The sequence below is a fragment of the Pseudomonas pudica genome (assembly GCF_015680405.1).
Classification (GTDB): domain Bacteria; phylum Pseudomonadota; class Gammaproteobacteria; order Pseudomonadales; family Pseudomonadaceae; genus Aquipseudomonas; species Aquipseudomonas pudica.
On record NZ_JADLJS010000010.1, the window covers coordinates 118,712 to 143,103 of the forward strand.

The 24,392-nt window shown below is 64.0% G+C and carries 24 protein-coding genes and 1 pseudogene; 14 read left to right on the forward strand and 11 right to left on the reverse strand.

Annotation, left to right across the window (positions count from 1 at the left end; all coding sequences use genetic code 11):
• Positions 1-58 precede the first annotated feature (58 nt).
• Together IRZ77_RS10475 and olsB are read right to left on the reverse strand one after the other, a co-directional pair.
• Positions 59-847 (reverse strand): lysophospholipid acyltransferase family protein, encoded by a 789-nt coding sequence (locus IRZ77_RS10475; protein WP_046616932.1) that lies wholly within the window; start codon positions 845-847, stop codon positions 59-61.
• On the reverse strand, positions 847-1,602 hold the full coding sequence (gene olsB, locus IRZ77_RS10480) for an L-ornithine N(alpha)-acyltransferase (RefSeq protein ID WP_015271672.1): 756 nt from the start codon (positions 1,600-1,602) through the stop codon (positions 847-849). Before olsB ends, IRZ77_RS10475 begins: the two co-directional genes overlap by 1 nt.
• A 160-nt stretch (positions 1,603-1,762) precedes the next feature.
• Here olsB and IRZ77_RS10485 point away from each other — a divergent pair, with 160 nt between their 5' ends.
• The 6 genes from IRZ77_RS10485 (at position 1,763) to IRZ77_RS10510 (ending at position 6,608) form a co-directional block, all read left to right on the forward strand.
• Entirely contained in the window at positions 1,763-2,650 is an 888-nt protein-coding gene (locus tag IRZ77_RS10485) for an acyl-CoA dehydrogenase middle domain-containing protein (RefSeq protein ID WP_085601219.1), read from the forward strand.
• Between the two features lie 167 nt (positions 2,651-2,817).
• Positions 2,818-3,900, forward strand: a complete 1,083-nt coding sequence (locus IRZ77_RS10490; RefSeq protein ID WP_196173473.1) for a serine hydrolase domain-containing protein — start codon at positions 2,818-2,820, stop codon at positions 3,898-3,900.
• A complete protein-coding gene (locus IRZ77_RS10495) occupies positions 3,897-4,193 on the forward strand; it encodes a hypothetical protein (RefSeq protein WP_046616928.1) in 297 nt (98 codons plus the stop codon). Before IRZ77_RS10490 ends, IRZ77_RS10495 begins: the two co-directional genes overlap by 4 nt.
• A gap of 44 nt (positions 4,194-4,237) precedes the next feature.
• Positions 4,238-4,819, forward strand: a complete 582-nt coding sequence (locus tag IRZ77_RS10500) for a YceI family protein (RefSeq protein ID WP_046616926.1) — start codon at positions 4,238-4,240, stop codon at positions 4,817-4,819.
• Position 4,820: 1 nt separating this feature from the next.
• Positions 4,821-5,978 (forward strand): phospholipase D-like domain-containing protein, encoded by a 1,158-nt coding sequence (locus tag IRZ77_RS10505; RefSeq protein WP_015271668.1) that lies wholly within the window; start codon positions 4,821-4,823, stop codon positions 5,976-5,978.
• Between the two features lie 51 nt (positions 5,979-6,029).
• Positions 6,030-6,608, forward strand: a complete 579-nt coding sequence (locus IRZ77_RS10510) for a DJ-1/PfpI family protein (protein WP_085601223.1) — start codon at positions 6,030-6,032, stop codon at positions 6,606-6,608.
• Between the two features lie 129 nt (positions 6,609-6,737).
• Here the strand turns inward: IRZ77_RS10510 and IRZ77_RS10515 are convergent, their stop codons facing one another.
• Positions 6,738-7,136 carry a nuclear transport factor 2 family protein gene (locus tag IRZ77_RS10515; protein WP_015271666.1) on the reverse strand — a complete coding sequence of 133 codons (399 nt, stop codon included), beginning with the start codon at positions 7,134-7,136 and terminating at the stop codon, positions 6,738-6,740.
• A gap of 115 nt (positions 7,137-7,251) precedes the next feature.
• On the opposite strand from IRZ77_RS10515, the gene IRZ77_RS10520 reads away from it, so the two are divergent.
• Positions 7,252-7,842 carry a GNAT family N-acetyltransferase gene (locus IRZ77_RS10520; protein WP_013974061.1) on the forward strand — a complete coding sequence of 197 codons (591 nt, stop codon included), beginning with the start codon at positions 7,252-7,254 and terminating at the stop codon, positions 7,840-7,842.
• A complete protein-coding gene (locus tag IRZ77_RS10525) occupies positions 7,839-8,711 on the forward strand; it encodes a carbon-nitrogen hydrolase family protein (RefSeq protein ID WP_196173474.1) in 873 nt (290 codons plus the stop codon). Before IRZ77_RS10520 ends, IRZ77_RS10525 begins: the two co-directional genes overlap by 4 nt.
• Before the next feature lie 121 nt (positions 8,712-8,832).
• Here the strand turns inward: IRZ77_RS10525 and IRZ77_RS10530 are convergent, their stop codons facing one another.
• The gene (locus IRZ77_RS10530; protein WP_013974059.1) at positions 8,833-10,356 is read right to left on the reverse strand and encodes a fumarate hydratase; all 1,524 of its coding nucleotides are present in this window, start codon (positions 10,354-10,356) and stop codon (positions 8,833-8,835) included.
• A gap of 376 nt (positions 10,357-10,732) precedes the next feature.
• Here IRZ77_RS10530 and IRZ77_RS10535 point away from each other — a divergent pair, with 376 nt between their 5' ends.
• The gene (locus tag IRZ77_RS10535) at positions 10,733-11,653 is read left to right on the forward strand and encodes an iron-sulfur-binding ferredoxin reductase (protein ID WP_196173475.1); all 921 of its coding nucleotides are present in this window, start codon (positions 10,733-10,735) and stop codon (positions 11,651-11,653) included.
• Between the two features lie 138 nt (positions 11,654-11,791).
• Here IRZ77_RS10535 and pyk read toward each other — a convergent pair whose 3' ends face one another.
• On the reverse strand, positions 11,792-13,246 hold the full coding sequence (gene pyk, locus IRZ77_RS10540) for a pyruvate kinase (RefSeq protein ID WP_046617205.1): 1,455 nt from the start codon (positions 13,244-13,246) through the stop codon (positions 11,792-11,794).
• Positions 13,247-13,425: 179 nt separating this feature from the next.
• Here pyk and IRZ77_RS10545 point away from each other — a divergent pair, with 179 nt between their 5' ends.
• From IRZ77_RS10545 to sbcB, 3 genes are all read left to right on the forward strand, one after another.
• Complete coding sequence (locus IRZ77_RS10545; protein ID WP_025340503.1) at positions 13,426-13,812, forward strand: tol-pal system YbgF family protein; 387 nt, start codon at positions 13,426-13,428, stop codon at positions 13,810-13,812.
• A gap of 123 nt (positions 13,813-13,935) precedes the next feature.
• On the forward strand, positions 13,936-14,295 hold the full coding sequence (locus IRZ77_RS10550) for a PilZ domain-containing protein (RefSeq protein WP_046617204.1): 360 nt from the start codon (positions 13,936-13,938) through the stop codon (positions 14,293-14,295).
• 73 nt (positions 14,296-14,368) lie between these two features.
• Positions 14,369-15,802, forward strand: a complete 1,434-nt coding sequence (sbcB, locus tag IRZ77_RS10555; RefSeq protein WP_085602268.1) for an exodeoxyribonuclease I — start codon at positions 14,369-14,371, stop codon at positions 15,800-15,802.
• A gap of 85 nt (positions 15,803-15,887) precedes the next feature.
• Here sbcB and mvaT read toward each other — a convergent pair whose 3' ends face one another.
• Complete coding sequence (gene mvaT, locus IRZ77_RS10560) at positions 15,888-16,265, reverse strand: histone-like nucleoid-structuring protein MvaT (RefSeq protein ID WP_003259590.1); 378 nt, start codon at positions 16,263-16,265, stop codon at positions 15,888-15,890.
• A 284-nt stretch (positions 16,266-16,549) separates the two neighbouring features.
• Between mvaT and purU the strand changes: the two genes are divergently transcribed.
• Complete coding sequence (gene purU / locus IRZ77_RS10565) at positions 16,550-17,401, forward strand: formyltetrahydrofolate deformylase (protein ID WP_023662871.1); 852 nt, start codon at positions 16,550-16,552, stop codon at positions 17,399-17,401.
• Positions 17,402-17,687: 286 nt separating this feature from the next.
• Here the strand turns inward: purU and IRZ77_RS10570 are convergent, their stop codons facing one another.
• From IRZ77_RS10570 to IRZ77_RS27290, 5 genes and pseudogenes are all read right to left on the reverse strand, one after another.
• Positions 17,688-18,680 (reverse strand): lysylphosphatidylglycerol synthase transmembrane domain-containing protein, encoded by a 993-nt coding sequence (locus IRZ77_RS10570; RefSeq protein WP_085602266.1) that lies wholly within the window; start codon positions 18,678-18,680, stop codon positions 17,688-17,690.
• Positions 18,677-19,441, reverse strand: a complete 765-nt coding sequence (locus IRZ77_RS10575; protein WP_196173476.1) for a DUF2334 domain-containing protein — start codon at positions 19,439-19,441, stop codon at positions 18,677-18,679. Before IRZ77_RS10575 ends, IRZ77_RS10570 begins: the two co-directional genes overlap by 4 nt.
• Positions 19,434-20,555, reverse strand: a complete 1,122-nt coding sequence (locus IRZ77_RS10580) for a glycosyltransferase family 4 protein (RefSeq protein ID WP_108481886.1) — start codon at positions 20,553-20,555, stop codon at positions 19,434-19,436. The genes IRZ77_RS10575 and IRZ77_RS10580 overlap by 8 nt, the downstream gene beginning before the upstream one ends.
• Before the next feature lie 242 nt (positions 20,556-20,797).
• Positions 20,798-21,562 carry a methyl-accepting chemotaxis protein gene (locus IRZ77_RS27285; RefSeq protein ID WP_408003935.1) on the reverse strand — a complete coding sequence of 255 codons (765 nt, stop codon included), beginning with the start codon at positions 21,560-21,562 and terminating at the stop codon, positions 20,798-20,800.
• Positions 21,563-21,655: 93 nt separating this feature from the next.
• A pseudogene (locus IRZ77_RS27290) lies at positions 21,656-22,672 on the reverse strand (cache domain-containing protein); the annotation flags it as partial.
• 169 nt (positions 22,673-22,841) lie between these two features.
• Here IRZ77_RS27290 and IRZ77_RS10590 point away from each other — a divergent pair.
• A complete protein-coding gene (locus tag IRZ77_RS10590) occupies positions 22,842-24,317 on the forward strand; it encodes a helicase HerA-like domain-containing protein (RefSeq protein ID WP_196173477.1) in 1,476 nt (491 codons plus the stop codon).
• Positions 24,318-24,392 lie beyond the last annotated feature (75 nt).

The following is a 24,392-nucleotide window of genomic DNA, read 5'->3' on the forward strand; positions in this document are numbered from 1 at the left end:
ATTGCTGGCCTCTTCGCGGGTAAACCCGCGAAAGGGCCAGAACAGGCAGTACAAGAATTCAGGCAGCCCGCGCCTGCCGCCGTGGCGCCAGCTCAACTTCTTCAACCCCGAACAGCGCCAGGTGAATCGCCTGCTGCGCCTGCAACGCCAGCACCGCTCTCTCCTTGCCCACGCTGCCGATCGGCTGCAGCAGGTGAATGCATACCTCGCCCCGTGGCAGGGCGAACAGGCGCATCAGGTGCGAAACAAGGTCATCGTCACCTATGAACGGTGCAATCGGGTCGATCTGGCCATCGCGCAGGTACTGGATGGCGACCGGCTGCACCGCCACGCCACGGTCGATGGCGCCTGCCAACAGGCGACCATGGAAGGTGCGCAGGGTACGGCCGCTGGTGGTGGTGCCTTCCGGAAAGATCAGTAGCGGCCGGGAAAGGCCCAGTTGCCCGGCGATCTGTTCACGCAGGCGCTGGCTGTCGCCCCCGCCACGGCGGATGAACAGGGTACCGGCCTTTTCCGCCAGCCAGCCGGCCACCGGCCAGTGGCGCACTTCGGCCTTGGACAGGAACGACAGAGGCAGCAGCATGCCGAGCAGCGGGATATCGGTCCAGGACACGTGGTTGCTGACCCACAGCATCGGCCGCTTCGGTAGCTCGCCGACCACCCGCACATCGAAGGGCAGGGCCGCGACCAGTCGCTTCATGAACAGGCAAGTCCAGCGCTGGCGGCGCTCGATAGGTGCCTTGAACCCCAGGCGTTCGCCCAGGGCGATCAAGCTGGCCATCAGCATGCCCAGCAGCAGTACCAGCAGCAGTCGAGTCAGGCGGGCCATTACCCGCAGCTTCGGCATCAGACCGCTGCCTTGAAGTGGCGGGCGTAGCGCGGGCACAGTTCGTCGCGCTTGAGCAGAATGAACACATCGGCCACCTGGAAGTCTTCGTCCCAGCACGGCTCGCCGCAGATCTTCGCGCCCAGGCGCATGTACGCCTTGAGCAGCGGTGGCATTTCGGCAATGACGTTGTTCGGCAGGGCCAGGTTGGGCAACGGATTCTTCGGCTCGGCGCGCAGGTGCTCGGTGCACAGGTAGCGGTCACGCAGTCGCTGCATCACCGCGTGGGCCTGTACCCCGCCATCCTGCATGGGGATGCTGGCGCAGCCCATCAGGTAGCTGTAGCGGCCTTCGTTGAGCACTTCGGCCAGTTCGCCCCAGAGCACGGCGATGGTGCCGCCGTTGCGGTAGTCGGGGGCTACGCAGGTTCGGCCCAGCTCCAGGATCGGGCCCTGCAGCTGCAACAGGCCGTGCAGGCTGAATTCTTCTTCGCTATAGAAGCGGCCCAGGCTGCTGGCGGCCTGATGGTCCAGCAGGCGGGTGGTGGCAACCAGCTCGCCGGTGCTCAGGTCGCGTACGCCAATGTGGCGGCAGTGCACGTCGTAGTCGTCCATGTCCAGGCCTTGCTCGGCTCCTTTGAGCTTGGCCTTGAATTCGGCGCTGAACACTTTGTAGCGCAGGGCCTGGGCTTCCTGCAGGGCCGCAGCGCCAACCAGGCGTTCGGCTTGCAGACGGCGTTCGGTGCTGTTGTCGCCAGCGTGAGCGATCCGAGTCATTACGAGTCTCCATAAGCCAGCCATGAAGGGTTGCGGCCGGTCGGCTTTGTTGTGCAAAGTCAGCCTAGGTAGATGGGGTGTCACCCCTGTGAATCTTTGGTGATGCTTGCGTGACACCCTCTGAGCCACAACTGAAAGCCCTTCAGCAAGGAGCCGACCGATGGCCTGGTTGCAACGACTCAACGACCCGCTTCGCCAAGCGCTGGCGGGCACCCTGGGCGAAACCTATGCCGCGCTGCTCGAGCGCCTTGGCCCGGTTGCCCCGTTCGAACTGGCAGTGCTCGGCGGGCGTGCGATGGCCACCCCGGGCCTGGCCTTCCTGATCGGCTACCAGGCCGCCCTACGCGTGCTGTGGCCCAGTGCTCCACCCAGCCTCGGCGCCCTGTGCGCCACCGAGCGGCGCAGCGTGCGGCCAGCGGATATGCGCACGCGCCTGGACGGCTTGCGGCTGACCGGCAGCAAGGACTTCGTCACTGCAGGCCTGGAGGCGGAATGGCTGCTGGTGGCGGCGCGCTGCGAGGCGACGGGCGCGGCGCCACAATTGAATTTGGCGGTGGTCTACCCTGGGGAGCCAGGTGTGACGCTGGAAGCGCTGCCGACCCTGCCGCTGATGCCGGAGGTGGGGCATGGGCGATTGATACTGGAGCAGGCGGCGTGCGAGTTGCTGGCCGGTGATGGTTGGGATGCTTATGTAAAGCCGTTCCGTTCGCTGGAGGACTTGTATGTGCTTACGGCGTTGACGGCCTGGCTGTATGGCGTGGGGCAGGAGTGTGCCTGGCCGCAGGCCCTGCGCCTGCAACTGCTTGGGCTGCTGGCCGGGTGTGCCGAAGGTAGCCGGCAGTGCGCCGATAGCGTTGGTTGCCATTTGTTGCTGGGGGGCCTGTTTGCACAGTTCCAGGCGCTGCGAAGGGAGATCGATGCTGCATTGGCGGCGGGGCCGGCGCAGTGGGCGCAGATCTGGCAGCGTGACCAGGGGGTGATGGCGCTGGCGGCGGCGGCGCGGGAGAAGCGGCTGAACAAGGCTTGGGCTGCTGCGGGATTGTCATGAATGCCTGATAGGTTTGTGTGATCCGATGAATCCTGGGGCCGCTTTGCGGCCCTTTCGCGACACAAGGCCGCTCCCACAAAAGCAAGAGCAGCGCTGTTCCCTGTGGGAGCGGCCTTGTGTCGCGAAAGGGCTGCGCAGCAGCCCCAAAATTGCGAGCCTGAAACGGGATGCTGAAAAGTCTGCTGCTGCTTTTTTGCATGGCTACGGGAACCGCCAAAGCCGAGGTCTGGCCAACTCCGGACTGGCCAATCGACAACACCCCCCTCGACTGGCAAGCCGTCGACGCCTACGCCTTCCCCGCACGCACCACCCCCGAACGCAGCGGCATCCGCACCGACGCCTTGCTGATCATCCGCGACGGCCGCATCCTCCACGAACGCTACGCCGCCCCCAGCACTGCCGCCACCGCCCACCTGACCTGGTCGATCAGCAAGAGCGTACTCGCCACGCTATTGGGCGTAGCCCAGGGCGAAGGCCGCTTCCAGCTGCAGGACCCGGTCACCCGCTTCTACCCGGCCATGCACGCCCATCCCGGCGTGCGCATGGCCGATCTGCTGCATTGGGCCAGCGGCCTGGACTGGCAGGAAGACTACGAGTACGCCCCGCTCAAGTCGTCGGTGGTGGCCATGCTCTATACCCGTGGCCGCGAAGACATGGCGGCCTATGCGGCGGCGCGAACAGCGGTGGCCAGCCCAGGCCAGCGGTTTCTGTATTCGAGTGGCGACAGCAACCTGCTGGCCGCCGCGCTTCGCGGCATGCTCGATGCCGGTCAGTACCCCGACTACCCCTGGCATGCACTGTTCAACCCGTTGGGGATCGATAGTGCGGTATGGGAGCGGGACCGCGTGGGTACTTATGTGGGTTCGTCCTACCTGTACCTCAGCGCTCGCGACCTTGCACGCATCGGCCTGCTGATGCAGCGCGACGGGCGCTGGCAGGATCGGCAATTGCTACCCAAGCCCTGGGTGGCCTTCAACCGCACGCCGTTTGCCGAGGCCGAAGCGCTGCCCGGCGAGGCCAACCCCGGTGGCCACTGGTGGCTCAACCAGCCTCTGGACGGTGCTGCACGGCCTTGGCCGAGTGCGCCCGCAGACACCTATGCAGCCCTTGGCCACTGGGGCCAGGCGCTGTACGTGCTGCCCGCGCAAAAGCTGGTGATCGTGCGTTACGCCGATGACCGCGACGGCAGCTACCAGCACGACGAGCTGCTCAAGCGGATACTCGCGGCGCTGGCTGGGGAGGGGGCATGAAGCGGATGCTGTTGGTGGTGTTGCTGGGGCTGGTGTACTGGGCCTGGCACGAGCGCCAGGCTCTGGCGGACTTCCCCGGTATCCTTTCGGCCTACTCGGCCAAGGAATATTGCTCGTGCCGCTTCGTCATGGGGTTCGAGCCGGCGTATTGCCAAGGCTACGTGAAGCAATGGCTGCCGCTGAGCCTGCTGGAGGAAGACAGCCAACAGCGGCAGGTTACCGCCGAAGGCCTGGGCCGTCGCAATCAGGCCGCCTGGCAAGGCCCGCGCGAGGGCTGCCGCTTGCTGCCGTGAAGGCGGGCGGGTAAGGTTGGCGGCCTGGTTTCACGAGATCTGTCATGTTCAAGCTGCCCCGCCTGCTGCCCGCCTTGTTGCTGGCTTTTTGCCTGCCCGCCCATGCCAACTGGCACCTCGATGGCGAGTCTTCGCGCCTTTCGTTCATTACCGGCAAGAACGGTAATACTGCCGAAGTGCACCGCTTCCTGGTGCTGCATGGCACGGTCGACCGCAAGGGTGTGGCCGGGCTGCGCATCGAGATGGATTCGGTGAGCAGCGGTATTCCGCTGCGTGACGAGCGCATGCGCGAGGACCTGTTCGAGGTCGAGCGCTTTGCCGAAGCCAAGGTGCAGGCGCAACTGGACCTGCGGCCGATAAACGACCTGGCCAACGGTGCCCAGATCGAACTGCGCCTGCCATTGACCGTGACCCTGCATGGCCAGTCGCACAGCTACAACGCCTTGCTGCTGGCCACCCGGCTGGACGAGCGACGCTTCCAGGTGGTGACCCTTGAGCCCTTGGTGCTGCGCGCCGAAGATTTCGGCCTGTTGCCGGGGCTGCAACGCCTGCGCAAGTTCGCCGGGCTCAAGTCCATCAACCCTTCGGTGCCGGTTAGCGCGGTGCTGATCTTCACCGCCCGCTGACATGCCGGGGCCGGTCTTTCCCTGGCGGGATGGCAACCAGTTCGAACTGCTGATCGACGGCCCCGAGTTTTTTCCGCGCATGCTCCTGGCGATCATGCGCGCCGAGTTCCAGGTCGACCTGGAGCTGTACCTGGTCGAGGCCGGTGACTGCGCGGATGCTGTGGTCGAAGCGCTGGAGCAGGCTGCCCGACGCGGCGTGCGGGTGCGCTGCCTGTTCGACGACTATGGTTCGCTGGCTTTCAACAGCAAGTTGCGTCAGCGCCTGCTGGACGCAGGTGTGTATCTGCGCTGGTACAACCGCCTGCGCTGGAAGCGTGGCCTTCGCAACCTGTACCGCGACCACCGCAAGTTGCTGCTGGTGGACGAGCGCTGGGCCGTGGTGGGTGGTACGGGCGTCACCGACGAGTTCTGGACGCCGGGCGAGGCGACCAGTGAGTGGCACGAGGTGATGGTGCAGATGCAGGGGCCGGTGGTGAGCGACTGGCAGTTGCTGTTCGACCGCCAGTGGCACGCCAACAACCGTCGCACCGCCTGGCGCCCCGCCGAGGGCTTTGGCCTGCCGCGGCTGCCCAAGGTGCCTGCGCAGGGGCAGGGCATGGGCCGGGTGGCCTATGCCGACGCCCGCCAGCACCAGGACATCCTGCATTCGCTGGTGCGGGCGATCAACAGCGGCAAGCAGCGAGTGTGGCTGGCCACGCCTTACTTCCTGCCGACCTGGAGCGTGCGCCGGTCGCTGCGCCGGGCTGCCGGCAAGGGGGTCGATGTGCGGCTGCTGCTGACCGGGCCGCGCACCGATCACCCCTCGGTACGTTACGCCGGACACCGCTATTACCCGCGCCTGCTGCGCGCCGGGGTGCGCATCTATGAGTACCAGCCTTGTTTCCTGCACCTGAAGATGGTGCTGATCGACGACTGGGTCAGTATCGGCTCATGCAACTTCGATCACTGGAACCTGCGTTTCAACCTCGAGGCCAATATCGAGGCGCTCGACCCACCACTGACGGCTGCCGTGCAGGCCAGCTTCGAGCGTGATTTCGCCTTGAGCGAGGTGGTCGACCTGGGCCACTGGAATGCCCGGCCGCTGTGGCGCCGGGTGAAGCAGCGGTTGTGGGGTTGGCTGGACCGGTTGGTGGTCAACTTGCTCGACCGTCGCGACTGAGACCGGCTATCGTGCAGTGACTGTCTCAAGGCAATCGAAGGAGTGGGTGCGATGACGGCGAAGAAGATTCTCATGTTGGTCGGCGACTACGTCGAAGATTACGAAGTCATGGTGCCGTTCCAGGCGTTGAGCATGGTCGGGCACACGGTGCATGCGGTATGCCCGGAAAAGGTCGCGGGGCAGACTGTGCGCACCGCGATTCATGATTTCGAGGGAGAACAGACCTACAGCGAAAAGCCGGGGCACAACTTTGCCCTGAACTACGATTTCGTGCGGGTGCGTGCCGAGGGTTATGACGCGTTGTTGATCCCCGGTGGCCGTGCACCGGAGTACCTGCGTCTGGATGAGCGGGTGCTGGAACTGGTGCGGGCGTTCGACCAGGCTGGCAAGCCGATCGCGGCCGTATGCCATGGTGCCCAGCTGTTGGCGGCGGCCGGCGTGCTGGAAGGGCGCGAATGCAGTGCGTACCCGGCGTGTGCGCCGGAAGTGCGCTTGGCGGGCGGGACATTCATCGATATCGCGGTGGACCAGGCGCATGTGGACGGCAACCTGGTGACGGCACCGGCATGGCCGGCGCATCCGGCGTGGCTGGCGGCATTCCTCAAGGTGCTTGGTACCCGTATTGCCTGACAGGGCCCTATCGCCGGCAAGCCAGCTCCCACAGGTTTAGCGAAGGTTTCAAGACCTGCGAAGTAGCTGTGGGAGCTGGCTTGCCGGCGATGAGGCCAGTGCAGGCAACACAGCTCAACTCAACCAGGCTTAACCCACCTGCTCAACCCAGTCATTGAGGTTGTAGTAGTTGGTCACCCGGGCAATCTTCCCGCAATGGATATAGAAGAACGCCCCCGCCGGCAGTACATAGGTCTGCCCGTTGGCCGCCGGCAACCCTTCGTCATCGGCCAGATATTCCCCATGCACGGTGAACTCGGCTGCCGCGCGGCTGCCGTCGGCGTTCTGCATCACTACGATATCGGCCAGGCGCTCGCGGTAGCAGCGGTTCATCTTGTCCATGAACGCTGCAAACCGCGCCTTGCCCATCTGCCGCTCGCCCTGGTTGATGTCGTGGATCACATCCTCGCTGAGCAGGGCGAGAAAGGCCGGCATGTCGCCAGCGTTGAAGGCGGCGTAGTAAGCATTTACCAGTTCGGTAGCGGTCATGGAACAATACCTGTCGTGGAGGGAAAAGGCGGGTCGTTGCTCCGGATGATAGGGTTTCCCCTCAAGCCCGGCTTAGCCGAGCGCGTCATCCACATCGACAAAACGACCGCCAAGCATGGAAATACGCCTGTTGCACGGCGCCGCTATCGCGCCTTACATCGATGACCTCGCTCGCCTGCGCCTTACCGTGTTCCGCGAGTTTCCCTACCTTTATGACGGCACCCCGGAGTACGAGGCCGACTACCTGGCCACCTATGCCCGCTCCGGGCGCAGCCTGGTGGTGCTGGCGCTGGACGACGGCAAGGTCGTTGGCGCCTCCACCGGCCTGCCGCTGGTCGATGTCGCCCCCGAGTTCCAGCAGCCGTTCCTGGCCCAGGGGCGCGACCCGGCCAGCGTGTACTACTTCGGTGAGTCGGTGGTACTGCCCGAGTACCGTGGCCAGGGCTTGGGGGTGCGCTTTTTCATCGAGCGCGAGTCCTACGCGCACAAGCTGGCCGAGTTCGACTACTGCGCGTTCTGCGCGGTAGAGCGGCCAGGTGTGCATCCACGGCGCCCCGCGGACTACAAGCCATTGCATGGCTTCTGGCGTAACCGCGGCTTCCTGCACGACCCGTCGCTGCGCACCAGCTACGCCTGGCGCGACCTGGACGAGCAGGAAAGCTCCGATAAGCTGATGTCGTTCTGGCTCAAGGAATTGCCGATATGATCCGCCTGGCGGCCTGCCAGTACGCCATCGAGCTGCATGAAACCTGGGAGACCTATGCCGACCACCTGCAAGGCCTGTGCGCCGAAGCAGTGGAGGCGGGGGCCCGCCTGCTGCTGTTGCCGGAGTACGCCGGGCTGGTGCTCAGCGGGCAACTGAGTGCCGAGCAGCGAGGTGACCTGAAGGCCTCCATCGCCGGCATCCAGCCGCTGATCGAACCTTGGAAAGCCCTGTGCGAGAGCCTTGCCCGGCGCTGGGGTATCTACCTGCAACCGGGTAGCGTACCGGTGCTGGACAGCGACGGGCGCTACCGCAACCGTGCCTGGCTGTTCGGCCCCAAGGGTGTGCTGGGTTTCCAGGACAAGCTGATGATGACCCGCTTCGAGCGCGAGCAGTGGGACATCGCGGCGGGGCAGGGGCTGCAGGTGTTCGACACCGAACTGGGGCGCCTGGGCATCCTGATCTGTTATGACAATGAATTCCCGATGCTGGCGCGGCGCCTGGCCGAGGGTGGTGCCGACCTGATCCTGGCGCCGAGCTGTACCGACACCGAGGCGGGATACCACCGGGTGCGTATCGGTGCCCAGGCGCGGGCGCTGGAGAACCAGATCGCGGTGTTGCAGAGCCCTACGGTCGGGCTGGCGCCCTGGTCGCCGGCGCTGGACGAGAATATCGGCCGTGCAGGGTTGTTCGTGCCACCGGATCATGGAATGCCGGGGGATGGGGTGGTGGCCTTGAGTGAAGAATCGAGCCCTGCCAACAGTCAGTGGCTGGTCTGTGAGGTGGACCTTGAGGAAGTACGGCGGGTGAGGCGGGAAGGGCAGGTGTTTACCCGCAGGGACTGGCCGGAGCAGTTTGACAGAGTCCTGTGAAAACAGCGGCGGCCTCTTCGCGGGCTTGCCCGCTCCCACAGGTACAGCGCAAGCCCGAGGGCTACGAGTTACCTGTGGGAGCGGGCAAGCCCGCGAAGAGGCCGCCGCCGTTACATCAGGCTTACTTCACTTCGACTGCCAGGCTCTGGGCAATCTTGCTCTGCCACAGGGCAGGGCCAGTGATGTGTACCGACTCACCGTTGCTGTCCACGGCGACGGTCACCGGCATGTCCTTGACCTCGAACTCGTAGATCGCTTCCATGCCCAGCTCGGCGAAGGCCAGGACCTTCGACTTGCGGATGGCCTGGGCTACCAGGTAGGCAGCGCCGCCGACGGCCATCAGGTACACGGCCTTGTTGTCCTTGATCGCTTCGATGGCGGCAGGGCCGCGCTCGGACTTGCCGATCATGCCCAGCAGGCCGGTCTGCTCGAGGATCTGGCGGGTGAACTTGTCCATGCGGGTGGCGGTGGTCGGGCCGGCAGGGCCTACCACTTCGTCACCGACCGGGTCGACCGGGCCTACGTAGTAGATGAAGCGGCCCTTCAGGTCCACCGGCAGCTCTTCGCCACGGTTGAGCATTTCGACCATGCGCTTGTGCGCGGCGTCGCGGCCGGTCAGCATCTTGCCGTTGAGCAGGATGGTTTCGCCCGGCTTCCAGCTGGCGACTTCTTCCGGGGTGATGGCGTCGAGGTTGACGCGACGGGCGCTCGGGCCGGCTTCCCAGACGATTTCCGGGTAGGCGTCCAGCGACGGCGCTTCCAGTTCGGCCGGGCCGGAGCCATCGAGCACGAAGTGGGCGTGGCGGGTAGCGGCGCAGTTGGGGATCATGCACACCGGCAGCGAAGCGGCGTGAGTCGGGTAGTCCATGATCTTGACGTCGAGCACGGTGGTCAGGCCACCCAGGCCCTGGGCGCCAATGCCCAGCTGGTTGACCTTCTCGAACAGCTCCAGGCGGATTTCTTCCAGGCGGTTCTGCGGGCCACGGGCTTTCAGTTCGTGGATGTCGATGGACTCCATCAACACTTCCTTGGCCATCACGGCGGCCTTTTCGGCGGTACCGCCGATGCCGATGCCGAGCATGCCAGGCGGGCACCAGCCAGCGCCCATGGTCGGGACGGTCTTCAGTACCCAGTCGACGATCGAGTCGGACGGGTTGAGCATGGCCATCTTCGACTTGTTCTCCGAGCCGCCGCCCTTGGCTGCGACATCGACCTCGACCTTGTCGCCGGGGACGATGGAGTAGTGGATCACTGCCGGAGTGTTGTCCTTGGTGTTCTTGCGGGCACCGGCCGGGTCGGCCAGGATCGAAGCGCGCAGCACGTTTTCAGGCAGGTTGTAGGCGCGACGCACACCTTCGTTGATCATGTCGTCGACGCTCATGGTGGCGCCGTCCCAGCGCACGTCCATGCCCACGCGGATGAACACGGTGACGATACCGGTGTCCTGGCAGATTGGGCGATGGCCGGTGGCGCACATGCGCGAGTTGATCAGGATCTGGGCGATGGAATCGCGTGCAGCAGGCGACTCTTCACGCAGATAGGCCTCGTGCATGGCCTGGATGAAATCGACGGGGTGGTAGTACGAGATGAATTGCAGGGCGTCGGCGACGCTCTGAATCAGGTCGTCTTGCTTGATCACGGTCATGCAGCGCGCTCCTCTTAAAGACGGGAACATTCATTACGGCGCTCGACGGTGCCGACCAGCGTGTCGAAGCGCCTTGCAAGGCGCCGGCAGGTCGGGCCGACGGAAAAAGGCGCGGCAGTATAGCGCGCATCCGTGCCGGGCACACCTGCGGCCGGTCTGGGACCATGGTCGGCAGCTGGCAGGCATTGTTCTTGCTGACTTGTTGTTGAGATAGGATGCTTGGAAGGGGCTGCCCTGCAGCCCATTCGCCGGCAAGCCAGCTCCCACACCATTGCACCAGGCCTGAAGCTTGCACATTACCTGTGGGAGTTGGCTTGCCGGCGAATGGGCCGCAAAGCGGCCCCAGAAACTCAAGAGCTGGAAGAGATAGCTGAAAATGCCCGAACTTTGCGTGGGCGAGCGCCGCTGGGCGGTGCCGACCGGCAGCAACCTGCTCGATGCCTTGAACGAGGCCGGGCTGAATGTGCCCTACAGTTGCCGCGCCGGCAGTTGCCATGCCTGCCTGGTGCACTGTCTGGGCGGGCAACCGCTGGACGCCATGCCCGAGGCCCTGGCGCAGGACAAGCATGCCCAGGGCTGGCGCCTGGCCTGCCAGTGCCGGGTAGTCGAGGACCTGCGCGTAGCGCTGTTCGACCCGCAGCAGGATGGCGTGCCAGCGCAGGTCTGCGCCCTGGACTGGTTCGGCGATGTGCTGCGCGTGCGGCTACGCCCCGAACGGGCAATACGTTACCAGGCGGGGCAGCATGTGGTGCTGTGGAATGGCGCGCTGGCGCGGCCTTACTCCTTGGCCAGCCTGCCGGGAGAAGATGATTTTCTCGAGTTTCATATCGACTGCCAGCGCCCCGGCGCCTTCTGTGACAAGGCCCGTGGCTTGCAGCTGGGTGATGTGCTGCGCCTGGGCGAACTCAGGGGTGGGGCCTTGCATTACGACCCGGACTGGCAGCAGCGGCCGCTGTGGTTGCTGGCGGCGGGGACCGGGTTGGCGCCATTGTGGGGCATCTTGCGCGAGGCCCTGCGGCAGGGGCACCAAGGGGAAATCAGGGTCATGCATGTGGCGCGCGAAGGCGTTGGGCATTATCTGGCCGAGCCGTTGCGAGAGATGGCGAATGTGAATGTCGAGTTGGTACTGGCAGAGCAGCTGGATGAAGCGTTGGCCGGGTTGCGGCCGTCATCGCGGCAGACGGTGGCGCTGGTGTGCGGGGCGCCGGGGAGTGTCGAGCGGTTTGCCCGTCGGCTCTTCATTGCCGGGGTGCCGCGCGGGCAGGTGTTTGCCGATGTGTTTGTCGAGCATGCCTGAGGCATTTGTGTTGATCGTGCCGGCCCATTCGCGGGCACGCCCGCTCCCACAGGTACAGCGCAAGCCTCAGGCTTGTTGCTAACCCTGTGGGAGCGGGCGTGCCCGCGAACGGGGCCATGGCGCGGCCCCTTGGCGGGATCAACCGACCAGCGGATCACCGACATGCAGGATCTTCATGCCATTGGTGCCACCGATGGTGTGGTAGCTGTCACCCTTTGTCAGGATTACCCAGTCACCTTGCTCCACCAGGCCACGCTTGAGCAGTTCGTCGACCGCTGCCTGGCTCACCTTGTCGGCCGGCAGCGAGGCCGGGTCGAAGGCGATCGGGTACACGCCGCGGAACATCGAGGCGCGTGCCTGGGTGGCGCGGTGTGGCGACAGGGCGAAGATCGGCACGTGCGAACGCAGGCGCGACATGATCAGCGGGGTGTAGCCACTCTCGGTCAGGGCGATGATCGCCTTCACGCCCGGGAAGTGGTTGGCGGTGTACATGGCGGCAAGCGCGATGCTCTCGTCGCAGCGCTCGAAGGTGGTGTGCAGGCGGTGGCTGGACTTCTGGCTGGTCGGGTGCTTTTCGGCACCCAGGCAGATGCGGGCCATGGCCTGGACGGCTTCGATCGGGTAGGCACCGGCGGCACTCTCGGCCGACAGCATCACCGCGTCGGTGTTGTCCAGCACGGCGTTTGCCACGTCGGACACTTCGGCACGGGTCGGCATCGGGTTCTGGATCATCGACTCCATCATCTGGGTCGCCACGATCACCGCCTTGTTGTTGCGGCGGGCGTGCTGGATGATCTTCTTCTGGATGGCGATCAGTTCGGCGTCGCCGATTTCCACGCCCAGGTCGCCACGGGCGACCATGACGGCGTCGGAGGCCAGGATCAGCTTGTCGAGGGTTTCGTCGTCGGCCACCGCTTCGGCGCGTTCGATCTTGGCCACCAGCCAGGCGCTGCCGCCGGCTTCGTCACGCAGCTTGCGCGCGTATTCCATGTCGCTGGCGTCACGCGGGAAGGACACGGCCAGGTAGTCCAGGTCCATTTCCGCGGCCAGCTTGATGTCGGCCTTGTCTTTCTCGGTCAGAGCCGGTGCGGTCAGGCCGCCACCTTTACGGTTGATGCCTTTGTGGTCCGACAGCGGGCCACCGATGATCACCACGCAATGCAGGGCATCTGCGGTGGCGGTTTCGACGCGCATCACCACGCGGCCATCGTCGAGCAGCAATTCGTCACCAACACCGCAGTCCTTGACCAGGTCGGGATAGTCGATACCGACGATGTCCTGGTTGCCTTCGGTCAGCGGGTGGGCGGTGGAGAAGGTGAACTTGTCACCGATCTTCAATTCGATGCGCTTGTTGGCGAACTTGGCGATGCGGATCTTCGGACCCTGCAGGTCGCCCAGCAGTGCAACATGGCGGCCGTTCTTGGCGGCGATGTCACGGATCAGGCGCGCGCGGGCCTTGTGCTCGTCCGGAGTGCCGTGGGAGAAGTTCAGGCGTGCCACGTCCAGGCCGGCGAGGATCAGCTGTTCGATCACTTCCGGCGAGTTGCTGGCGGGGCCAAGGGTGGCGACGATTTTGGTACGGCGGATGCTCATGCACAGACTCCTATAGTGAAGCGCAGCGAAAGGCTACTCCTGAATCTCGCTGTAGTCATTGTTCCGTTGCACTACCTGCAACCAAGGCAGGGTGGCATTTGAACGGGCAGGGTATCCTTGCAAAAGGGTGTGAAGATTTGCCGGCAAAGGCCGATACACTGGCATCAAAGGAGACCCCCATGCGAGCCCTGATCGTTTTAGCCCTGGCGGCCAGCGCCGTCGGCTGCACCCGCTGGTCCATGGACCACCACCTGAACAATGCCTACCGCGCCTACGACCGTGGCGATTGCGCACGGGTCATGCTCGAGCTGTCGCAGGTCGACCGCACCAGCCGTGCGCGACCGTTCATCCACCCCGAGGTGTCGCTGCTGCGCGGCCAGTGCCTCGAGCGCCAGGCCTTGTATGTGGATGCCGCGCAGACCTACCAGTACCTGATCCAGCAGTACCCGGGCAATGAATACGCCTATCGCGCCCAGGCACGCCTGCAGACCCTGGAGAAACTCGGCCATCTGCGCGGCGCCGAAGCCGCTGTGGCAAACCCGGTGACCGCCGCACCTTGGCGTTAACACCAAGGTGTGATTTATTTCACGGGATTTGCCGCGCGTGCTGCGCTAATCTGTAACTCAGCTGTTACAACAACCGCCAGTTCCACGTATTCCTGGCATCGGATACGGACTGCACTTGCGATCATGTTCAACAAGCGCCACATCGAACGCCATCAGCTGCCTTGTGTTCTCAAGGTGTTCAACCGCATTACCGGCCAGGCCATCGGCCAGCTGGGCAACGCCTCCGAAGACGGGCTGATGCTGATAAGCCAGCTACCTGTGCTGGTCGGGCCCGACTACGATCTGCAATTACGCCTGCCGCTGCTGGGTGGCGGGCATCAGTTCGTCAACCTTACCGCCAGCTGCCTGTGGTGCCGTGAAGACCAGACGCCCGGGCACTACGATTCGGGTTTCATGCTGCTGCAGGCGCCCCGCGAGTACGACGAATTCGTCCGCTCGTTGCGCGACTATTTCAGTTTCCACCCCGCCAACGCCTCTGTCTGAGCCTGCGGAGCCAACGGGCCGAGCTCGCTGGAATCGCGCTAGAATCGGGTCGACCTCGATACAGGACGACCCCGTGACCTCCAGCATTTTCTGGCACGACTACGAAACCACCGGCATCAACCCGCGCTGCGACCGGCCGCTGCAGGTGGCCGGCGTGCGCACCGACTTCGACCTCAACGAAATCGACGAGCCGATCAGCCTCTATTGCCGTCCCTCCGACGATATCCTCCCGCACCCGGCCGCCTGCCTGGTGACCGGCATCACCCCGCAACTGCTGGCCGAGCAGGGCCTGTGCGAAGCCGAGTTCATGACCCGGGTGCACGCACAACTGGCGCACCCTGGAACCTGTGGCGCCGGCTACAACACCCTGCGCTTCGACGACGAAGTGACCCGCTACAGCCTGTACCGCAACTTTTTCGACCCTTATGCCCGAGAGTGGCAGGGCGGTAACAGCCGCTGGGACCTGATCGACATCGTACGCACGGCCTATGCATTGCGCCCGGACGGTATCGAGTGGCCGCAACAGGACGGGCGCACCAGCCTGCGCCTGGAGCTTCTGAGCAAGGCCAATGGCATCGACCATGGGCATGCCCACGAAGCGCTTTCCGACGTGCGGGCAACCATCGCCCTGGCCCGCCTGATCCGGCAGAAACAGCCCAAGTTGTATGACTGGCTGTTCCAGTTGCGCAGCAAGCATAAAGTGATGGAGCAGATCCGTTTGTTGCAGCCGCTGGTGCATATATCCGGGCGCTTCTCGGCGGCACGCAATTACCTTGGTGTCGTATTGCCATTGGCCTGGCACCCGCATAATCGCAATGCACTGATTGTGTGCGACCTGCATCAGGAAACCCTACCGTTAATACGGGAAAGTGCTGAAGTTCTACGCCAGCGTTTGTATACCCGCCATGAAGAACTGGCCGAAGGCGAATTACCCGTGCCGCTCAAACTGGTGCAGATCAATCGCTGCCCGGTGCTGGCGCCACTTTCGGTATTGCGCCCGGTCGATCAACAACGGTTGGGTCTGGACTTGACGTTGTTACAATTGCGCGGCGAAGAATTGGCCAGGCAACAGGCCCAATGGCAAGACAAACTGCAACACATCTACGGAAAGGAAGAATTCGCCCCGAGTGTAGACCCGGAACAACAATTGTATGACGGTTTTCTGAGGGACCGTGACCGCCGCTTATGCGAGCAAGTACGTGCACTGGAACCGGCGCAGTTGGGCCGTGGGCAGTGGATGTTCGATGACCCGCGCCTGCCTGAACTGTTGTTCCGCTACCGGGCGCGAAACTTCCCGGAGACCCTGACCGGCGAAGAGCGGCAACGCTGGTTCAGCTTCTGCCAGCAGCGCCTGAGCGACCCGCATTGGGGCGCGCCGAACACGCTGGGCGACTTCGAACAGGCGCGGCAGCAGGCCTGGGAGGGCGCCGACGAGGCGGGGCGGCGTGTGCTGGAGGCGTGGCAGGTACATGCTCGGCAATTGCAGGCACAGTTTGCAATTGGCTGAGTGCTGACACAAAACGCGGACAAACAAAAACGCCGGCAATATGCCGGCGTTCTTGTTGCGATAAGCAGCAGGCGTATGCGGACAATCAGTCCAGCAGGGTCGCCCAGCTTTCAACCACATCGCCACCCCACTTGGCTTTCCATTCTTTCAGGGTTTTGTGGTTGCCGCCTTTGGTTTCGATCACTTCATTGTTGTGCGGGTTCTTGTATTGCTTCACCTTGCGCGCACGCTTGGTGGCGGTAGTCTTGACCGCACCACGTGGAGCCTTGCTCAGTTTCGACTCTGGGTCGAGCAGAGCAATCACGTCGCGCAGCGACTTGGAGTACTCGCCCATCAGTGTGCGCAGTTTGCCTTCGAACTCCAGTTCTTTCTTCAGCTTGTCATCCTGCGACAGGTTGGCCAGGCGGGCCTGAAGTTCCTTGATGGCTTCTTCGGTAGCGCGGTACTCGTTGATCAGGGACATGGAGTGTTCCTTAATGCGTGTTCAGAAATGTGTGGGGCAATAATAGACAGGCAATACTCGCAAGTAAACATATTGTTGGGCAATTAACTGTTAACTAACCTGTGACAACCATTCCTCTACGTGAACAAAAATTTACAATTAACCCTGCATTTCGTCATGTCTGTCAGGCAATGGCGGCGGTACATCTCGTCAGAAACACAGACCACGGCCGCTGCAATCAATACTGCGTTTTTCCTGTCGGGCCGCTAGAATGAGCGCCTTTGCGAAGTTCTGGAGTCTCATTCATGCGCACCTATCGTCTGGTGATCGCCTGCCCCGACCGTGTTGGCATCGTGGCGAAAGTCAGTAATTTCCTGGCCTTGTACAATGGCTGGATCAACGAAGCCAGCCACCACTCCGATGAGCAGAGCGGTTGGTTCTTCATGCGCCATGAAATCCGCGCCGAATCGCTGCCGTTCGGTATCGAAGCCTTCCGCGAGGCGTTTGCGCCGATCGCCGAAGAGTTCTCCATGACCTGGCGCATTACCGACTCGGCGCAGAAAAAGCGCGTAGTGCTGATGGCCAGCCGCGAGTCGCACTGCCTGGCCGACCTGCTGCACCGCTGGCACACCGATGAGCTGGACTGCGAGATCCCTTGCGTGATCTCCAACCACAACGACCTGCGCAGCATGGTCGAGTGGCACGGTATCCCGTTCTTCCATGTACCGGTCGACCCCAAGGACAAGGCCCCGGCCTTTGCCGAAGTATCGCGCCTGGTGCAGGAGCACGCCGCCGACGTGGTAGTGCTGGCCCGCTACATGCAGATCCTGCCGCCACAACTGTGCCAGGACTATGCTGAAAAGGTGATCAACATCCACCACAGCTTCCTGCCGTCGTTCGTCGGCGCCAAGCCGTATCACCAGGCCGCCCTGCGTGGTGTGAAGCTGATCGGTGCGACTTGCCACTACGTCACCGAAGAGCTGGACGCCGGCCCGATCATCGAGCAGGACGTGGTGCGTGTCAGCCATGCCGACAGCATCGACGACATGGTCCGCTTTGGCCGTGATGTGGAGAAGATGGTGTTGGCCCGTGGCCTGCGTTATCACCTGGAAGACCGGGTGCTGGTGCATGGCAACAAGACTGTAGTTTTTGATTGATGGCCTTGGGGCTGCCTTGCAGCCCATCGCCGGCAAGCCAGCTCCCACAGGGATTGCACATGGCTTGAGGTCGATGCGGTCGGTGTGGGAGCTGGCTTGCCGGCGAAAGGGGCGCGAAGCGCCCTCAGCAATCTGAGGTATAAGCCGATGGCCAAGCAGCGCAACCAACCCACCGCCTCACTCCCGCCCACCCTCGGTGAAGGCTGCCTGGCCCGCTACGACCCCGAAGCCCTGGCCGACACCGATGGCACCGATTTCCCCGGCGCCGCCGAACTTTGGCAGCAGCTCAACCCGCCTGACGCCGCCAGCGCTCCATCAGCGGGCGCGCCAGCAGGCACACGAACACCGGCCCACCCGCCAGCAGATAAAAGTAGTAAGTGACCGCCCGCCATATCAGGATCGCCGCAGCCGCAGTCGAACTGCCCACCAGTGGCGTCAGCAGGCTGGCCGAAGTCAGCTCGGCGGCACCGGCACCGCCAGGCAGCAAGCTGAACTGGCCGGCACTTAGCGACAGCATCTGTACCAGAAAGCTGGGGATCCACGCCAGGTCTACCCCCAATCCCCTCAATACCAGATACAACACGCTGTAGCGCAGGCCCCAGTGGGCACAGGTCAGGGTGAAAACCAGGGTCAGCGTACGCTTGGGCAGGCGCCAGGTCTGCGCCAGTGCGTCGATGAAGCGCAGCAGTTTGCGCGCCCAGCGCCGCTTGCGCTGGCGGCTCATGCCCAGGCGGCGCAGCAGCCTGCCGTTCACACGCATCACCGTGCGCCGGTAGCGAAGCAGGCCGATCACCAGGGTCAGTGCCGTGCACAGCAGCAACGCGCTGCCCAGCAACATGCTTTCCTGGCTGCGGCCCAGGCTGTGGAACAGTGCATAGCCGGCAATCGCCAGCATCGCGCAGAAAAAGAACACCAGGTCGTTCAGCTGGTCCATGGCAAACACCGCGCCGCTGCGCGCCGGGCCGATCCGGTCGCGTGCCAGCAGGGCCATCAGGGTCAAGGGGCCGCCGCTGCCGCCTGGGGTGGTACAGATGGCGAACTCGGTGGCCATCACCACACCCAGGCTGCGCAGGCGCCCAAGCCTTGCGCCTTGCTGGCCGAGCAGCAGGCGCAGGCGCATGGCGTTTATGACCCAGCACAGCAGGATCATGCCCAGCAGGGTCAGCATCAGGCTGGGGGCGAAGCGCTGCAGCCTCGGTAGCAGCTCGCTGCCACCGAGCAGGGCCGGCACCAGCACGGCGCCGAGCAGTGCCAGGGCCAGCCAGGCCAGGCGGCTCATGCGCTGGCCTGGCGATCGAGCCAGGTGGACTTGGTCAGGGGCTCGCGCCCCTGCGCCAGTAGCGAGTGCAGGGTGTTCAGCCAATAGTCGCGGGACGCGCGATGGCGCATATCCACCGGGTGCAGGCCCAGTCGCAGGGTCTGGGCGTCACGCCAGCGCCGGCATTGCCAGTCGCACAGCACCCGTGACAGGCTGCGGCGCCAAGCGCTGCGGGCGCTCCAGACCAGCCCCGGAGCCTTGATCGCGGTGAAGTCCGGTAAACGGTACAAGTGCTGTGGCGTGCTGGTGTAGCGCAGCGGCAGGCGGCGCAATGCCTGGCGGGTGCCTTCGCTCATCAGCCAGGCAGGTGCGACGAAGCCAGCCACCGGCCAGCCCTGCTGCGCGAACACGGCCAAGCCGTGCTCCAGGCGTTGCAGGGCCTGCTGCTGGTCGAGAGCGTAGAACTCGCCTTCATGGGTATAGATGCGGCGCATGAAGTACTCACCGGGCGTGCGCGGTGGCGGGCCGTTGTCGGCATGGTAGAAACCGTGCAGGGCAAGCTCGTCACCCTGGGCCAGGCGCCGTTCGAGCACGCGGCAGAAGGTGGGCGAGCGCTGCAGCGGGTTGCGGTGGTGGAAGTCCGGCACCACCAGCCAGGTCATGGGGATGCCGCCGATGGCGTCGACGGCCTGGACGAAGGGTTGATAGTCGGGCCAGGTCTCGGGCGCGACATCGTGCAGCACCAGCATCAGGCTGCGTGCTGCCGACAGTGGCTCAGCCATGGGCGCGGACCTGTGGCTGGTGGCCAAGCACGGCCTGGTAGTGCTGCAGCAGGCCGGCGACCACGTGGTCCCACGAATACTGCTGCTCGGCATGGCGTCGCGCCTGAGCCCCGAGCTTGCGTACGCCAGCCTCGAATGCCTCTTGCACGGCGGTCGCCATGGCCTGGCTATCGTTGGGGCGGCACAAGCGCCCGCACTGTTCGTTGACGATTTCGCCGAAAGCACCGGCGCGCACCGCCACCACCGGCGTGGCGCTGGCCATCGCTTCGAGAATGACCAGGCCGAAGGTTTCCTGGTCGCCGGCGTGCACCAGCAGGTCGGCGCTGGCCATCAGCCGGGCGACTTCTGGTGCCGGGCAGAAGTGATCGATCACACTGACGTTCTGCGGCACGTTGGCCGGCATGTTCGAGCCCACCAGCAGCAAGTGGTAGGGGTGGCCCAGGTGCCGCATGCACTCGAGCAGTACCGGCAGGTTCTTTTCCCGCGAGCCACGGCCGGCGTAGATCAGCAGGCGACTGGTGTCGGCAATGCCCAGTTCGGCACGCAGCTTCGGGTCGCGCTGGCTGGGGTGGAAGGTGGCCAGGTCGACGCCCAGGCGCTGCACGTGCACATCGCGCACCCCCAGGCGGCGCAACTTGTCGGCCATGACCTGGCTGGGGGCCAGGACCCGGTCGAAATTGCCGTACAGCTTGCTGACATAGGCCTCGACATTGGGGGTGAACCAGTTGCCCATGCGGTTGCTGACCAGCAGCGGCAGGTCGGAATGGTAGAAGCCGATCACCGGCACATCGAGCTTGCGCCGCGCTTCCAGCGCAGCCCAGGCGGTCAGGTAGGGGTCGCCGACTTCGATCAGGTCGGGCTTGAGCCTGCGCAGCACATTGCACCAGGGGGCCAGGCGCACCGGGAAGCGGTAGCCATTGCCGAACGGCAGCGGCGGTGCGGGCACCTGGTAGATGCCATCGGCGTGCTGGGCGCTGGCACCGGGTATCAGCAAGCTGTGGCGGACGCCCTGGATGGCGTCGAGGCGGTGGTGTTTGGCATCAAGATAGGTACGTACGCCGCCACTGGCGGGGGCGTAGAACATGGTGATGTCGGCGATGTGCACGATCAGCATCCCTCCGGGATCGTCTTCGGGTCTGTCATCCGGCGCTAACGGGCCGGCGATGACGCGCCTAAAGGTTGACCTATCAGAAGGATAGTTTGTTCGATCGGGGTTGGGTGGGGCGGGGAAGGCGGGGGAGCGGTACGGGCTTCTTCGCGGGCTTGAGCGCTCCCACATGGATCACCACGCATTCAAGAGTGACGGAGATCCTGTGGGAGCGGGTTTACCCGCGAAGCAGGCGACGCGGTTTGCGATCAGATGCGGAAGCTGCCCACCAGGTGCTTCAGGCGGCCGGCCTGCTGCTCCAGGTCAGAGCAGGCGCGAAGGGTAGCCTGCAGGTTTTCCACGCCTTCCTGGTTGAGCATGTTGATCTCGTTGATGTCCATGTTGATCGCCTCGACCACGGCAGTCTGCTCTTCGGTGGCGGTGGCCACCGACTGGTTCATGCCGTCGATCTCGCCGATGCGCACGGTAACGCTGTCCAGCCGCTCACCGGCCTGGTTGGCGATCTGCATGCTGTCCTGGCTGTGGCGCTGGCTCTGGTCCATGGTCTCGACCGATTCGCGCGCGCCGACCTGCAGTTCTTCGATCATGGTCTGCACCTGTTGCGCCGACTCCTGGGTGCGGTGCGCCAGGTTGCGTACCTCATCGGCGACAACCGCAAAACCACGCCCGGCTTCACCGGCGCGGGCCGCTTCGATGGCCGCGTTCAGCGCCAGCAGGTTGGTCTGCTGGGAAATGCTGGTGATCACCTCGAGGATCTGGCCGATATTGACGGTCTTGCTGTTCAGCGTCTCGATGTGCGCGCTGGAAGTGACGATCAGGTCGGACAGGCGGTTCATTGCCTCAATGTTGCGTTCCACCACCTGCTGCCCTTCTTCGGCCAGCAACCGCGCCGAACTGGCATGCTGCGAAGCCTGGGCGGCGTTGCCGGCAATTTCCTGGGCGGCGGCGCCCAGTTCGTTGATGGCGGCGGCCACGCTGTTGGTGCGGTTGGACTGTTCGTCGGAGTTGGTCATTGACGAGTTCGAGGCACTGATGACCCGCAGGGCTACTTCGTTGACCTGCTCGGTGGCCGAGGACACTTCGCGGATCGAGCTGTGGATACGCTCGACGAAACGGTTGAAGGCGCTGCCCAGGATGCCGAATTCGTCGTGGTTGTGGATAAGCAGGCGCTTGGTCAGGTCGCCCTCACCTTCGGCGATGTCTTCCATGGCGCGGGTCATGGTGTGCAGCGGCTGCATCAGCACACGGATCAGCAGGCCGAGCAGGCCGATGATGATCACCACCGCCACCAGCGTGGCGATCACCGCCGAGGTGCGGAAGGTGCTGAGCATCGAGAAGGCCTTGTCCTTGTCCACCGACAGGCCGATGTACCAGTTGGCCGACGGCAGGCCGGTGATCGGGGTGAAGGTCAGCAGGCGGGCCTGGCCTTCGCTCTGCACTTCGGTCAGCTCACCTGTCAGTTTCGGCGTGTGCTGCGGGAACAGGTCCGACAGTGACTTCATCACCAGGTCTTTGTCCGGGTGCACCAGGATCTTGCCTTGGTCGTTGACCAGGAAGGCATAGCCCATGCCGCCGAAGTTCAGCGAGTTGATGATCTGCACCAGGCCGTCCAGGGCCAGGTCGCCACCGACCACGCCGACACCGGCGGAAACCTTGCTGAGGATGCCGATGACCATCTTGTTGGTGGTCATGTCGATGTACGGCTCGGTCAGGGTTGCGCCAGCGGCGTTCATGCCGTCCTTGTACCAGGGACGGGTGCGTGGGTCGTAGCCGTCGGGCATTTTCGAGTCAGGGCGCACGCTGAAGCCACCGTCGACCTTGCCCAGGTAGACGGTGAGGAAGCTGGAAATCAGTGCATTCTGGCCCATCAGGGTTTCGGCGTTGGTCGGGTCCTGGGCTATGTTCTGTGCCAGGTTTTCCACCAGCTTGATACGGCCTTCGAACAGGTTGCGGATATTGGTCGAAGTGGAAGCGCCCATTTCAGCCAGATAGTTTTCGAGGTCCTCGCGGATCGCATTACGCTGGAGGTAATCGTTGTAGAGCGTGAAAAGGCTGAAGGCGAGTATCACGATCAGTGACGCTGCCAAAAGAATCTTGTGGCTGAAACGAAGGCTTTTGTTCATGGCGTAATCGGTTCCGCTAAGGTTTCATATCAGGCGTTTGCATGCGTGGAGTCGCAAAGCAGTGCAACATCCCGAAAAAGTCCCTTTTCGGTTGTTCCTCTCTATTAAGGCGAATATCACCCACAGGTATCGGCCGAATTACGCTAAAGCTTGAGCAGAGGATTAAGAGATGTCGGAATTTTCGACCATCGTTGTAGGTGCTGGTCCGGATGGCCAGCCGGTTGGGCAAGCCATGAGGCTGGCCAACCGCCATGGCCTGGTAGCGGGTGCAACGGGTACTGGCAAGACCGTTACCCTGCAGCATCTGGCGGAAGCGTTCAGTGATGCGGGGGTCGCGGTGTTCGCCGCCGATGTCAAAGGCGACCTTTGCGGCCTGGGCGCTGCTGGTGCGCCGCAGGGCAAGGTGGCCGAGCGCATCGCCGGCATGCCCTGGCTGGGGCACAGGCCCAGGGCTTACCCGGTGAGCCTGTGGGACATTGCCGGGCAGTCCGGTCACCCGCTGCGTACCACCCTCAGTGAAATGGGGCCGCTGCTGCTGGGCAACCTGCTGGAACTGACCGACAGCCAACAGGCGGCGCTGTACGCGGCGTTCAAGGTGGCCGACCGTGAAGGCCTGCTGCTGCTCGACCTCAAGGACCTCAAGGCGCTGCTGGCGCATCTGAAGGACAACCCACAACTGCTGGGTGAAGACAGCGCGCTGATGACCACGGCCTCCACTCAGGCGCTGTTACGGCGGTTGGCGACCTTGGAGCAGCAGGGCGCCGAGGCGTTGTTCGGTGAACCGGGGTTGCAGCTCGAGGACCTCCTGCGGCCAGACCCGGATGGCCGTGGGCGTATCCACCTGCTGGACGCCAGCCGCTTGGTTCACGATGCACCGAAGGTGTACGCGACCTTCCTGTTGTGGCTGCTGGCCGAGTTGTTCGAGCAGCTGCCCGAGCGCGGTGATGCCGACAAGCCGGTGCTGGCGTTGTTCTTCGATGAAGCACACTTGTTGTTCAACGATACGCCCAAGGCATTGCAGGATCGCCTGGAGCAGGTGGTGCGGCTGATTCGTTCCAAGGGTGTGGGGGTGTACTTCGTTACCCAGTCGCCGGGGGACTTGCCAGATGCGGTGCTGGCCCAGTTGGGCTTGCGCATTCAGCATGGCTTGCGGGCGTTCACTGCCAAGGAGCAGAAGTCGCTGCGGGCGGTGGCTGATGGCTTCCGCCCCAACCCGGCGTTCGACACCCTGGCGGTGCTGACTGAACTGGGCATTGGCGAGGCACTGGTAGGGACGCTGGAAGAGAAGGGCACGCCGGCGATGGTGCAGCGGGTACTGATTGCACCGCCGCAGTCGCGTATCGGGCCGTTGAGTGCGGCTGAGCGCAGTGCGCTGATTGCCAGTTCGCCGCTGGTGGGGCGTTACGACAAGCCGGTGGACCGAGAGTCGGCGTACGAGATGCTGACCCAGCGCAAGGGCGAGCCGGTGGAGCCAGCGCCGCAACCCAAGGCGGATGACGAGAGCTTTGCCGACAAGGCTGGTGAGTTCTTGCAGAGTGCAGCCGGGCAGGCAATCAAGTCGGCGGTGCGCCAGGCGGCCAACCAGTTGGGGCGGCAGTTGGTGCGAGGGTTGATGGGGTCGTTGCTGGGGGGCAAGAAAAGGTAGTTTGCCTGTACCGGCCCTATCGCCGGCAAGCCAGCTCCCACAGGTACTGCACAGGCCTTGCGGGCGGTGCAATAC